A 12,558-nucleotide genomic window follows, 5' to 3' on the forward strand; every position below is an offset into this window, starting at 1 on the left:
CGCTTGATTCACATTGGCCGTAGAATGAATGTACATCATGTGCCACATGACACGACAAGGATCTCTTCATGAAGCGCAGAACATTAGTTTCACTCCTCGTAATGGCGCCGCTTGTAAGCGCTTTGGTAGCCTGCAGTAGCGGGCCCAAAATTATGTCTACGACCGCCATGCCAGAGTCTGGTTTTTTACCCAACTATCGCCTATTGCAGCCCGTTGCAAATACCCCCGATGGAACACGTATTTGGCGCTATCGCAAAGCGGGCGTTAATCCCAATACCTATACTGCCGTTATTTTGGACCCCATTTACTTGAATCAATCGCAATTTACGAGCGAGATTACACCTGCAGTAGTTGCGCAGGCAAAGCGCGCCCTAGAAATGTCGATGCGTGAAGCCGTTGAAGGTCGTCGTGGCATGCGCATCGTCACGCAACCTGGCCCTGGTGTAGCGCGCATATCGGTCGGTATTACGGGTGCTGAAGTTTCAGCCGACGGTCTAAAGCCGTGGAGCTTTACGCCAATCGGCCTTGCTGCCAATGCGGCAGCGTATGCCTCTGGCGTTAACTCTAAAACACCTGCATTGGTCATCGAGAGCAAAATTACCGACAGCCAATCAAATGAATTTATTGGCGGCGGCGTCATCACGCTAGAAGGGGAGACCTTCAGAACTGGCTCGGGCTCAATTGCCTCATTTGAGGACATGGCTAAGCGCGCAGTGAAGTTAGCCATGGAAGTCTCGGCCAACCCAACGCCAACCGCGATGAAATAAGCAATCGCCAAAAGAAAAGGCCATCCTGAAGGATGGCCAAAGAATGCTTATGGAGGAAAAAATAAATAAATCGACTACATTTACATATTAATTGACCAAAGCCAATCGCTTGCTGCAAATAGCACCAATTAGGTGCAGATTTCTTACTTGCGAATATGGGCATGGCGAGCGGCATCTTGCGACATGCCTTCGCCTTTTTTACCTTCCAGCATTTCTTTTTCTGTCGTAATTTCTTTGCGGCGCTCTTTGCATGACCCAGCAATTTCCTGAAGTGCTTTGCGTGCGCGTGCAGCAGATGCTTTCACGCCTTTTTCCTTAAACTTAGTATTTTCTTCTTTGTAAGCCTCAAACGCTGCAATGAGTTTTTCGTGGTGGGTCATATCGGTCCTTTTGTTAGTGAATCAACACACTATACCAAGTAGCTATGGCAAAGCATAAATATAGAGCTATCGCAACAGTTGAGCCGCAAATGAATACAGCGGGATGCCAAGAATGATGTTGAAGGGGAAGGTGATGCCCAAGGACATTCCCATATAGAGCGCTGGATTAACTTCGGGCAGAGCATGGCGTAACACCGCCGGTACTGCAATGTACGACGCGCTAGCGGCAAGCACCATTAATAGGATCGTATCCCCCAATGGCAATTTCAATAGGGTGCAGAGGACCAAAGCAATGCCTGCGTGCACCAAAGGCGCAACCAGTGCATACAGCAATACGATCAGCGGCTTGCCTTTAATGCCGCTGAAATTTTTTGCTGCCATCAGGCCCATATCCAAGAGAAAGAACGCCAACATTCCCTTAAACAAATCAATTGAAAATGGCGCCATGATGCGCTGACCATCTTCACCGCTGAGCATACCCACCGCCATGGATCCAAGCAATAAAAGTTGCGCGCCGTCGGTAAATGATTCATGCAATACCTTAGACAAACCAATCGACTGAGCCTTGCTAGTACTGCTCACACGAGCTTTATTGGCTAATACAATGGCCAAAATAATGGCGGGCGATTCCATGAGCGCCATCGCTGCAGCCATGTGTCCGCCGTATGGAATATCTTGATTGCTCAGAAATTGGGTTGCTGTAATAAAAGTAACTGCACTTACAGAGCCATACGTTGCGGCGATAGCGGCGGAGTCGTAATTGTTTAGCCGGGTTCGCAGTAACGCATACGCAATGATTGGAATAATGATGGCCAAAAAGATAGCGAGGCCCAGCGCCAAACCAATCTCTTGAGTAAAACCGGATTTCTGGAGTGCAAAGCCGCCTTTTAGCCCTAAGGCCATTAACAAATACAGCGACAGAAAGCGCGCAATCGGCTGCGGAATCTCTAAATTGGACTTAATCAGGCCAGCAAAAGCACCAAACACAAAAAAGAGGATGGCGGGATCAAGGAAGTTATTCACATACATATGATAACGGGTCGCCATAAGGCCTATCCGTCTTATAATTTCAGGGATATTGTGGGCTCATTATTCAGCCCGCACAAGCCTATAACCCCTCCGCCTTGCTGCTAAGCGCTACACCGATGCTGCGTTCCACTCGAAGCCGCCTGATTTGCCTAATTGTGTTTTGGTGCGCATTGATTTCGGGCGCGCGCGCACAAGGTGCTGATGCCCTCAATGCCTTTTTAAAAAAACGGGCAGATGCCTTCATGGTAATTACTGGCTATTCTTTAACGCCTGACGTCACCACTGGATCTTTATCGATTACCGACCGCAGCGGCAACAACCCTAACCTGCAAATGATTTCCTTGGGCGGCGGAGATCGCCTAAGTAAAGATGTGCCGCTTTATCTTGAGGGCACACTCGCAGTCAATCGATACAACCCGAGCTTTGTGGGCAACGTCGGCAATACCAGTATTGATATTCCAGTGCATTGGAATAGCATCACCGGTACTGGTGGTGTCGGCTGGGATTTTCCACTGACCAACGAACTGCGCATCAGGCCGATTGCCAACGTTATGCTGGGTCACCTCGAAAGCGATCTGTCGATTGCATCTCGGGTGATTGAAAATCAAACCGGCGTCGATGTGCAGTTCTTACAAAAAGGGCGCATGAACGCCTATGGCCTGGGCGGATCGCTGATGCTCGACTACGAAAACTACAAACCAGAACGCGAAATTGATCTTGAATTGCGCTATACCAATATTGAAATGAATACCTTTGATACCTCCAAGGCAGTTCAGGGTTCAGCCAACTCCCAAAGCCTGAGTCTGTGGGCTCGCAATCGAGTGCCTACGCCACTCAGCTTTTTTTCGATGCCGATTCGTGCCGTCATGGAAGCAGCACACACAGAGTTTTTAGGCGATCTGCGCGGTGCACTCGGTTTTAATTCCTTGTCATCGCTAGGTGGTGGTATTGAGTTTGATCGCAGTCAATCAGAGCCGCTCTTTAGTCGCATGCGAATTGTGTTTCGCTATCAATTTGGACAAAACGTACGCGGCACCTCGATTGGCTTAGCCGCCAGCTTTTAGGTTAGTCAAGCCTGCCAAGCTGGCCGCCATTGAAATCATCAATCGCCTGCGTAATTTCTGCTTTGGTATTCATCACAAAGGGGCCATAGCCCACCATGGGCTCCGGAATTGGCTCTCCACTCAAAAAGAGGGCATGGCTATCTTGGCTAGTGCTGACCTCAATACCATTACCCGCCCGACTAAAGACAATCAGACTAGCGTCTCCTGCAAGCCCTTTATCGGTCTCAACTTCGCCCTGCAATACGGCCAGTGCAGCATTCCAATGATTGGGTGCGGGTAGCGAAATCACTGCCCCTTTTTTAATCTGCAGATCCCAAACCTGCATGGCTGTGCGGGTGTTTGCTGGCCCGGAAAGTCCAGCATAATCACCTGCAATGAGGCGGGCCGTACCCTGATCATTTTCTAACTGAATGGTTGGTATCTGCTCAGCCTCAATTGCCTGGTAGCCGGGTGGGGTCATCTTTTGTGCTGCTGGTAAATTAACCCAGAGCTGCGCCATGCTTAGCATTCCGCCCTGCTGCGTGAATTTCGCTGAGTGCATTTCTTCGTGCAAAATTCCAGCGCCTGCTGTCATCCACTGCACATCGCCCGGACCAATTGCGCCACTATTGCCTGCCGAGTCTTTATGTGCAAGCTCTCCCTCGTAAACAATCGTAACCGTTTCAAAGCCGCGGTGCGGATGCGGACCAACGCCTTTTGCTGTTGTGGCCGGGGGAAAGCGTGTTGGGCTTGCATAATCCAACATTAAAAATGGGCTCAGCTCTTCGCCCATAGATTGATATGAAAACAAGGTTCGCACCGGGAACCCATCACCTACCCAATGCTGCTCATGGGCATGGTGTACTCCAATAATCTGTTTCATGTTTTATGCATTCGAGTTTTGGTATTGTGCTTCGATCTCATTGCGCAATTCCTGCATCAAGTCTTGTGTTGACATGCTCCGAACCTGTGTATACGCTGTTCCTGCCCAAAGACTCTGATACTCGGCATCTTGCTGTGCCGCAGCCCACTGGCGCAGCGGCCCTGTCATGGTGTTTTGGAGCGGAAAGGGTAGTGTTGTTTGGTCCTGCATGGTGCGCGTGAAGGTATTTTCCAGGCCGCGCGCAAGCCGTCCTGAAAATGCTTTAGTCAGTGTTGTTGACCTGTCTTGTTTGTGCAATACATAGTGGCGGTAACTGGGCGGCGTCCCCGACTCATCGCAACACAAAAATGCCGTTCCCAATTGCGCCGCCTGCGCGCCCTTAGCAAGCGCTGCATGTATATCCGCTCCATTCATGATGCCGCCTGCTGCAACAATCGGAATGCGGCAATGCTTGGCCAGTTGAGTCGTAAGCGCTAAAGTGCTTAGCGCCTCATCTTTAGCCAGTAAATCAAATTGCCCGCGATGGCCGCCGGCTTCGATTCCCTGGGCAACAATAAAATCGGCATGCGCGGACTCGATGGCTAAGGCTTCTGCAAGGCTCGTGGCACTAATGCCGACGGCAATTCCGAGCGCATGGGCTTTTTCAATAACACCCTCCGGTGGCAGGCCAAAATGAAAACTGAGGATTGCTGGTCGAGCCTTCCAAATGGGTTCTAGCTGATCCAACAGGCTGGGATAGAAGGGCTCTTCCGGAATGGAAAGCGATTGAACTCCGCCTACGTCCAGCGAACGCAAAGCCTGTAGGGCTTTAGCTTGTATCTGATCGCTTGGCAAGCGAACCGGACTGAACACAAAAAAGTTTGCATTGATGGGTCCACTCGTCAGTGACTGCGCCGCAAGCAAATCCGTATGAATTTTTTCTGGCGTACTGTACGCAAAACCAAAGCTGCCAACCCCTCCATGATTAGCAACTGCCGCCACCAGTTGGGGCGTAGTAATTCCGCCGGCCATTGGAGCCTGAATCAGTGGCAGCGCTAATTGAGCGAAGTTAAACATGTGTAGTTAGTAATGGTAGAGAAAAATGCTTGTCTCTAAAGCTTGTCCTTAGCGCCTCGCACGAACAGTCAATGCTGGGTTATTGTTCAGATTGCCCGTCATACTTGGCCCATTGATCTTGCCCTTAAAAACATAGCTTGTATTTTGGTAAGCAAAGGCAAACTCCAAATCCGATCCTCGAATGCGTCCGTCTTCAAAGTGCGCAATTCGCTTATTGCCCTGATACAAGGTGCCATCAAAGAATTGCTTCTTCTGACGAATTACAAGGCGAAGATCGCCCAGTTCAGCCGGGCCACTCCACTGCCAGCCACCATCGATATTGGCTGGGACAATCCAAAGATAAGCCATTTCCCCATTGGAAATACGTACCTCCTGATCCGCTACCCACCCCTCCATGCGAAATGTGTTGGAGACTACCCGCGTACCCGCTTGCATTTTTAAAATGGTCGGAATCAGCTTGGTGTTAAGGTTTTCGCCCAGATACAAGGTCAGCACAGTGGCCTGTGAAAAATCTTCCACAAAAATATCGCCTTGCTTAAATGTCACCAGGCTTTGGACGTTGGCCCGTTCTGCATTGCGCTGGGATAACTTGACTAAATCAGGGTTGTACTCAATGCCGACTGCACGCACCTGGTATTTTTTTGCGGCCTCAATCGGAATGACGCCATCGCCTGAGCCCAAGTCATATACCAGATCCCCTTTGCGTACTTGTGCGAGGGAGAGCATTTGATCGGCCATCTCGACTTTGGTTGGCATCCACATGACGTCTTTACCTGAGCTCGCCATACTGAGCTTAAATTGATTATCACCATAGTTAATCGTGGCACATCCATATAAAAGCGGGAGCGCGACACAGCACGCGATGGCAAAGTAATGGCGCTTTATTTGCATATGTATCTTCCTATGACCAGAGCTGCAACAGCAACCAGGCGAGATTAAATATCACCAGCATAATGAGGGTCGTGATCGTAAATTTCATGCCGATGACGCGATTGCTAAAGTGCGGTGGCGGCTGATTAATTCCTTTAGCATGAATCACCCGGCCAGCCACGAAGGCAATACCAAGAATGGCGATGATCCATAGCGGCGCACCATTGAGCTCAAGGCAAGCCATCAGTATTAATGCGATCGGTACGTATTCAGCAAAGTTCGCTTGGGCACGAATGGCACGCTCTAAATCGTCAACGCCGCCGCTGCCCAGGCCGACTTTATGGTGTCGTCGCAGACGAATTACACCAAACGATAGCCGAATAAAGAGCGCTGTCAAAATGCAGGCAATCAATGTAGTAACGATAAGCATGCTTTGCCCTAAAGAATGATGAACTGCTATAGTACATCGCCATGAAAAAACCACCCGTAGGTGGTTTGCAATCCGGCTGCTGGTTTGCTAACTACTTACCTTCTTGCCTGTCTTTGCTGGGTGTGGCGGTTTAAATCAGACTTGCAGAACTGTACGATGGTTTCGGAGAACTGCAAGTGCCGGGCATTCATCTTTCGATACTCCATTAACTCTGTAATTTGTGGAGATACTTCGTTTTTAAACGAGGCGTCCTCGTAACCTGGGTGGTAAGGGGCTTCGTGTGCATATGAATTTGACATTGGAATTGCTTTCATTCAGTAAGTTGTAGTGGCGGCCAAATGGTTAGCCAATGGACTCAAAACAATTACTGAATTAACCGGAATAACGTGTCATTACAGAGCTCCTAATAGCGCCATGCAATCAGACTGGCTGATTGCAAGCTTGCCGCTCCCCCTGTCCCTGATACCTGAGAGATTCACACTAAGCCCAGCTTAGTATTTGCTCCTTCGGTGCGCCACAAAATGGCGGCTCTCCAGACGGCTATTTAGGATAAGCAGTACCTTCCGGGTGGATACCTGAGCGTTCATGGGAGTTTGCGCCTTCGGTGGAGGCATGGCCTCACTCTCCTGCTTAAAACTAGTTTATCGTACTTTTATCGAATTGTGTATATAGAAAAGGCATCCCTTTATGCAGGACATCCAGGCTGTGATTGACGCCCTCCAACTGGAACCCCATCCAGAGGGCGGCTTCTACCGTGAAATGCATCGGGCAAGCTCCCTGGTAAAGGAGGCTAATGGCAATCGCAAAAATGCCTATTCCAGCATTTACTACCTTTTATCGGGAAATGATTTTTCGGCATGGCATCGCATTCAATCCGACGAAACCTGGTTCTTTCATATGGGCTGCGATATCGCCATCCATTACTTTGATGCCCAGAATGCGCTTGCCACAGCCCAGCTTGGCCTAGACTCCATGCAGTTTCAAACGACGATCCCGGCGGGCACTTGGTTTGCAGCAAGGCCAGTACGAGCAGATGCTTTTTGTTTAGTCAGCTGCGTAGTTGGGCCCGCATTTACATTTACTGAATTTGAAATGGGCAAGCGGCAAACCCTGCTGGATACTTTTGGCACAACAGCACTTCACAAAGAGGCTATCGAGGCTCTTACAAGGGTCTAAGTCTTTAGCAATGCTGGCGCTAAGGATGGCCTAGCCAAGCTCTGCTTCATTAAAAGCGTCTCTGAAATACACAGGCAAATCGATTGATGGCGGTCTAAAGCCAGACTGATAAAACATGTCGCCAATATGCCCACGATGCAAGGCTTTGTGATTGCAAACATGAATCAATATATCGCCCCTCGTCATTTCTCCAGTACCGCCGTCAACAAAAGCAAAGTGAATCTTTTCATTCAGCTGCGCCTCGGTCATGGTGTCGGCATATTGGATGTACCAGTCACCCATCTCATTCCACTTGTTCGATAGCAATTCCAATGAGCCTGGGGAATTTGTAGTGCGCGATGTAAATCCATGAGCCTCCCCAAGCAAGTGAGCGCGCCAGATTTGATCCACAATTGCCACGTGCGCCAAAGCAAACGACATACCGCCAAATGCGGCGGCACGCTTTTTAATTATCTCTTCAGCCGGCAAGCTCGCAATTGCATCCAACAGCATCGTGTTTGCCCACTTGTTATAGCGCGTGAGCATTCGGATATTTCGAACTGCAGACATATAGGCCTCCCCGGAATCAGCAAGCACAGTCTATCAAATGAAAAACCACCCGAAGGTGGTTTTGGTGTTTCTTAAAGATGCATAGCGGCGTTAGCTAAAGTCCATGCTGCCTAGCTCTGTTTTCTAGACTTGTATTTCCGTACAGCCTCTTTTAAGTCAGAGTATTCCTCGCATCCAAAAGTACAGGCCTTATCTAGTCTGGCCAATAAAGCCTCTGCCCCTGGTAAGTCATTATTAAGTAGCTTTAACTTGCCGTAATACTCAAGGGCGCCACGATGCCGCGGATCTATCTTCAAAGCAGCTTGATAATATTTTTCAGCGCCCACCAAGTCGGGTGGCTGTTTTTTGCGCAGACTATAGCCTAGTAAATTATTCCAATCGGCTGAGCTTGTTTCGTTAGCGGCCTGTAGTTGCTTGACGGCTTGATCGTAATTTTCAGACTTAATGCTTGCCCTTGCCTCAGTTAACCAAGTAGGGTCTGACTTAGCAGGTTCCGGATCTGCGGCTTGAGATAGCCCCGCCATGGAAAAGAGCAAGACAATGATTGGGAGTAATTTTTTCATTTGAGCCCCTTTAGATAGTGATCTATCCTTTATATACCGATTATTCAATTTGCGCTTATCAAAAGATAAATGAACAGGCCGCCCATCGTAATTTCAGACTTGCTAGTTTGTTAGCAGAGGTGGGCCAACAATGTGCAGCTCGCTTAACCCGGGTGCGCCCTCAAATAATCCATTACCCAGGCTGGATCGCTATCACTTGGGAAGATGGGGTAGTGAACTGCCTCGATCACGCCATTATTGGCAATCAGCGTTACGCGCTTGAGTAAAGTCATCCCTGCTGCTTCAAACGTTGGCATATTCAATGCCTTCTGAAATTGATAGTTCGCATCACTGATAACCGGAAATGGCAAATGAAGTCGATCGGCCATCTCTTTTTGATATTCAGTAGACTGAACACTCAAACCTACAACCTCTGCGCCCAATGCTTGAAGCTCTTGATAGTGGTCTCGGTATGAGCAACTTTGTGGCGTACAGCCCCTTGCTCCCGGAATTTGATCCCAGCCATCTGGTAGTGCCACATTGGGCTGCCCCGTCATTGGATAACAATAGATAACTAGCTTGCCTTTAATGTCTCCAAGATGAACGGTCTTGCCATTAGTGGCATATAAGGAAACTTGGGGCAGTCTCATTCCCCTCAAATGATTGGTTGAGCCATCATCTTGAGGAATAGGTAAGTCTGTGGGGAGCTGGTTTAGATTGGTCATGCACTCATTCTATATTAAGCGGGGCTCGATATCCCGCCGCCGCCTAGCCTGCCGATGGTAGCTCCACTATAAATCTAGCGCCACCATCAACAGCATCTTCATAGTGAATAGAGCCGCCATATCGAGTAACGATATGCTTACAAAGCCACAGCCCTAAACCCATACCTGTTTGTTTGGTGGTACTCAGCAATTCAAATAATTGGGGCTGAAACTCAACGGGAACGCCCGCGCCATTGTCCGCAATACTTAGGCGAATTGACTTGCCGACTTTGGTAGCCTCTATGGTGATCCGTCGCAGGAGTGTTCCGGAGTTGGCCAAAGACTGTCCGGCATTATTCAGAAGATTTAATACGACTTGTTCAATCTCTGCAGAATTGACCCGAATTTTTAAGCCCTCATCAACGCGAAGTTGAATTTGGATATTCTTGGACCTTAGCTCTGGCGTAACAATATTCAATACTTTAGTAATCAGGTCATCCACCCGAACCTCTTCAGGATTCGAATTGCTATCGCCAAATATAGACCGGAGTGATTTAACAATCGTGGCCGCTCTTTTATTGTCTTCCTCCAGCGAATCTAAAATCTCTTTACCCAGCTCTGGATTCAACACCCCTTTTTCTAATTTCATTTTAAGAAACTGGATGTTTAGATTCGAGGCTCCAAGGGGTTGATTAAGCTCATGGGCTATCGATGCGGATAAAGCGCCCGTGGCAGCCGTCTTATTGGCTTTCATCAGGCCGTAGATGAGCCGTTCTTTCTCTTTTAAGAGTCCGGTTATTTTTTCATTTTCGCTGGCGACTTGCACGTTTTCAATGCTTAGCTTTTCCAGCCAATAGCCCAGGACTACAACATAAGACAGGATTGAGATGCCCAGCCAGGCCCATCTAATTGAGGTACTAACTACGCCCTCTTGATATAGGTTAGGGGTAGTGAATCCACCATCAATGTACAAAGCTATAAACCTTGCAGCGGTAAGAACCAGCTCGATAACAATGGTGTAAAACAAAAACCGGAGCTGGGTAGAGCCAATTCCCCTGAACTGCCTTAGCTCCCTTAGTTCCCAGATAAAACAGGCGCCTCCTATCAGGGTGATCAAGCCAACCCTTTCGATAAACAACCCCTTTTGCCTTAAATATTCAAATAAAACAGCAAAGGCCAATAAGCCGACTAGCACAAGAATGTTTACTTTTTTTGGAATCGGAACACTAAGCGAGCGGCAAAATAATCCAAAGTAAATAAAGCTTGCAACAAAGCATGTGTTTGCTAATGTAAGCAAGGACAAGGTAATTGTTGATGCTAATGCGAAGAGCGTAAATGAAGTTGCAGTAAGCGTCAGCGCGGTTAGCCACAGTTTTTTTGGCTGGCTCGTTTTATCCGCCGTTAATATAAATCGTGAGCCGTAAAGCAACCCCCATAGAATCAGAGCAAAGACAAAGAAGAATATCTCGTTGGCGTATTTCATTAACTTGAATACTACTACTTAGGGCTAATTGTCGTGGCATGTTGTTTTAAACAACATCTGCTTCCGCGGCAAATGGGCTATTGAGATTCTTAGCGGCCCGGGGCGAAATCGACCGGGCCCAATACGCCACCTCTAGGCCCAGAATTCTTTGATTTTTGGCGCTTCTACTTTTGCGCGATCATGGCCTGTGCGCAATGCGCCGGCAATCTGCCTTGGATCAAGCAAGTCAACGCCTTTGGGAGTGCCAGCAACGATCCACTTTACCTTTGTACCGGTCGCCTTAATGTCTTCAATGTTTTGAGCGATCGGATGCGGAATGGTAGTTAAAATTGCGCCCGTCACCCCGTCCGTCAATGTGATGATGAGCGCTCTTTTGGAGCCAGCTACCAAATCCACATGGGCGGGATTTGAACAAATGCCCCCATCCATCACATACCGCTGCCCCAATAGTGTGGGTCCAGCGACCCCTGGCAAGGAGCTACTTGCCGCCGCACCATGCGCTAATGGAATGCCATTCTTTCTGGCGGCTTGCTGTCCCACAACAATACGTTCGCCTGTATAGCAATCTATCCCTGTTGTGTACATCCGACTGGTCGGCCAATTTTTTTTGCTATCGCCTGTTAGTAATGCGGCCACCCGTTCAACCTGATCGCCATTCAATTTATTGTTTGCCGCCAAAGCAGCATTACCGATTATCTTGCGCGTCTCTATGCTGCCATCCGTTGCGCTCATATTAATTTGATCGGCTCTTATCTGACTTATATTGGGCTTAGCCAAAGGTGCAATCTTGGCAAAAATCTCGGGGAACTTTCCAAAAAAATCAAACTCGGTACGTAAGCGAGTAAATTCGCCCGAAAGTAGCGATGAGCCCATATAAGACCCTGCGGAAGTGCCAACCACCATTTCAGGTAACTTTGCCATATCGAGGCCAGCCTCAATCAGGCCATGAAAAAATCCACAATACCAAGCAATGTAATACTCCCCGCCGCCGCCGAGCACCATCGTACGATCCAAGCCTTTCGCCAGGCTTGACATCATCGGCTTGGTGGCAATTGGTATTGCTAAGCCATCATCGGCAAATAATTTAGCGGATATTTCATTGGCCTTCTTTTGAATGGTTGGCTTTTGAGGCGTTGATTGCGCATTAGCAGAATCAATCACAACCCCAGAAGCTCCAGCAATAGCAAGAGAACCAGCGGCAGATGTTTTCAAGAAATTACGGCGGGAAAATTGCGTCATATCGGCTCCATTAATGGTTAATCAATTTATAACAGATCAACAAATGAAAAAGCCACCAGAAGGTGGTTTTAGTGTTTCTTGGTGCCCCAGAGCGAAATCGACTAGGGCTACATAACTGACCCTGTGGTGTGAGCGATAATGGTTGTGTGAAGAAATATGAAGTTATCTCTATTGAGCCTACTGATTTAGCTAACCACTGGGTTATTAACTATCGAACAGCTAATGGCCTCACCGACAAGCAATCTGTCGTGGCAATTGACTCAAACGATGCTTTTATTGTGTTTCGTAACCAAATGATTAGAGAAACTAAAGCTAAGGTTAAGCTCATTAAACCGTAATGAAAAAACCACCCGAAGGTGGTTTAGGTATTTCTTGGTGGCCCGGGGCGGAATCGACCAGGGCCGAGG

15 protein-coding genes and 1 riboswitch are annotated in these 12,558 nt (G+C 48.4%); of the genes, 4 read left to right on the plus strand and 11 right to left on the minus strand.

Features of this window, described 5'->3' with window-relative positions; translation table 11 throughout:
- Positions 1–68: 68 nt before the first annotated feature.
- Complete coding sequence (locus tag AOC34_RS10000) at positions 69–767, plus strand: DUF3313 domain-containing protein (protein WP_108469916.1); 699 nt, start codon at positions 69–71, stop codon at positions 765–767.
- A 143-nt stretch (positions 768–910) separates the two neighbouring features.
- On the opposite strand, the gene AOC34_RS10005 is transcribed toward AOC34_RS10000, so the two are convergent.
- Both AOC34_RS10005 and AOC34_RS10010 read right to left on the minus strand, forming a co-directional pair.
- Positions 911–1,147 carry a hypothetical protein gene (locus AOC34_RS10005; protein ID WP_108469917.1) on the minus strand — a complete coding sequence of 79 codons (237 nt, stop codon included), beginning with the start codon at positions 1,145–1,147 and terminating at the stop codon, positions 911–913.
- A gap of 66 nt (positions 1,148–1,213) precedes the next feature.
- Positions 1,214–2,170, minus strand: coding sequence for a sodium-dependent bicarbonate transport family permease (locus tag AOC34_RS10010; protein WP_108470169.1), 957 nt, complete (start codon positions 2,168–2,170; stop codon positions 1,214–1,216).
- Positions 2,171–2,292: 122 nt separating this feature from the next.
- Between AOC34_RS10010 and AOC34_RS10015 the strand changes: the two genes are divergently transcribed.
- Positions 2,293–3,240 (plus strand): hypothetical protein, encoded by a 948-nt coding sequence (locus tag AOC34_RS10015; RefSeq protein ID WP_234408104.1) that lies wholly within the window; start codon positions 2,293–2,295, stop codon positions 3,238–3,240.
- Between the two features lies 1 nt (position 3,241).
- On the opposite strand, the gene AOC34_RS10020 is transcribed toward AOC34_RS10015, so the two are convergent.
- Genes AOC34_RS10020 through AOC34_RS10035 form a run of 4 tightly spaced genes read right to left on the minus strand, consistent with a single transcriptional unit; the run spans position 3,242 to position 6,458 of the window.
- The gene (locus tag AOC34_RS10020; protein WP_108469918.1) at positions 3,242–4,102 is read right to left on the minus strand and encodes a pirin family protein; all 861 of its coding nucleotides are present in this window, start codon (positions 4,100–4,102) and stop codon (positions 3,242–3,244) included.
- Positions 4,103–4,105: 3 nt separating this feature from the next.
- A complete protein-coding gene (locus AOC34_RS10025) occupies positions 4,106–5,158 on the minus strand; it encodes an NAD(P)H-dependent flavin oxidoreductase (RefSeq protein ID WP_108469919.1) in 1,053 nt (350 codons plus the stop codon).
- Positions 5,159–5,206: 48 nt separating this feature from the next.
- Positions 5,207–6,049 (minus strand): methyltransferase domain-containing protein, encoded by an 843-nt coding sequence (locus AOC34_RS10030; protein ID WP_108469920.1) that lies wholly within the window; start codon positions 6,047–6,049, stop codon positions 5,207–5,209.
- A gap of 10 nt (positions 6,050–6,059) precedes the next feature.
- Positions 6,060–6,458: an MAPEG family protein gene (locus AOC34_RS10035; protein WP_199908296.1), complete on the minus strand. Its 399-nt coding sequence runs from the start codon at positions 6,456–6,458 to the stop codon at positions 6,060–6,062.
- Between the two features lie 443 nt (positions 6,459–6,901).
- Positions 6,902–7,004, minus strand: a riboswitch (glycine riboswitch).
- Positions 7,005–7,145: 141 nt separating this feature from the next.
- Between AOC34_RS10035 and AOC34_RS10045 the strand changes: the two genes are divergently transcribed.
- Positions 7,146–7,634, plus strand: a complete 489-nt coding sequence (locus AOC34_RS10045; RefSeq protein WP_108469922.1) for a cupin domain-containing protein — start codon at positions 7,146–7,148, stop codon at positions 7,632–7,634.
- A gap of 30 nt (positions 7,635–7,664) precedes the next feature.
- Here AOC34_RS10045 and AOC34_RS10050 read toward each other — a convergent pair whose 3' ends face one another.
- The 5 genes from AOC34_RS10050 to AOC34_RS10070 form a co-directional block, all read right to left on the minus strand.
- Positions 7,665–8,183: a DinB family protein gene (locus AOC34_RS10050; protein WP_108469923.1), complete on the minus strand. Its 519-nt coding sequence runs from the start codon at positions 8,181–8,183 to the stop codon at positions 7,665–7,667.
- A 110-nt stretch (positions 8,184–8,293) separates the two neighbouring features.
- Positions 8,294–8,746: a tetratricopeptide repeat protein gene (locus AOC34_RS10055; protein ID WP_159074853.1), complete on the minus strand. Its 453-nt coding sequence runs from the start codon at positions 8,744–8,746 to the stop codon at positions 8,294–8,296.
- Between the two features lie 143 nt (positions 8,747–8,889).
- The gene (locus tag AOC34_RS10060; protein WP_108469924.1) at positions 8,890–9,450 is read right to left on the minus strand and encodes a peroxiredoxin; all 561 of its coding nucleotides are present in this window, start codon (positions 9,448–9,450) and stop codon (positions 8,890–8,892) included.
- Positions 9,451–9,493: 43 nt separating this feature from the next.
- The gene (locus AOC34_RS10065; protein WP_108469925.1) at positions 9,494–10,912 is read right to left on the minus strand and encodes a sensor histidine kinase; all 1,419 of its coding nucleotides are present in this window, start codon (positions 10,910–10,912) and stop codon (positions 9,494–9,496) included.
- 132 nt (positions 10,913–11,044) lie between these two features.
- Positions 11,045–12,151, minus strand: coding sequence for a patatin-like phospholipase family protein (locus AOC34_RS10070; protein ID WP_108469926.1), 1,107 nt, complete (start codon positions 12,149–12,151; stop codon positions 11,045–11,047).
- Positions 12,152–12,279: 128 nt separating this feature from the next.
- Between AOC34_RS10070 and AOC34_RS10075 the strand changes: the two genes are divergently transcribed.
- Positions 12,280–12,489 (plus strand): hypothetical protein, encoded by a 210-nt coding sequence (locus AOC34_RS10075; protein WP_159074854.1) that lies wholly within the window; start codon positions 12,280–12,282, stop codon positions 12,487–12,489.
- Positions 12,490–12,558 lie beyond the last annotated feature (69 nt).

This window comes from Polynucleobacter difficilis (assembly GCF_003065365.1).
GTDB classification, from domain to species: Bacteria; Pseudomonadota; Gammaproteobacteria; order Burkholderiales; family Burkholderiaceae; genus Polynucleobacter; species Polynucleobacter difficilis.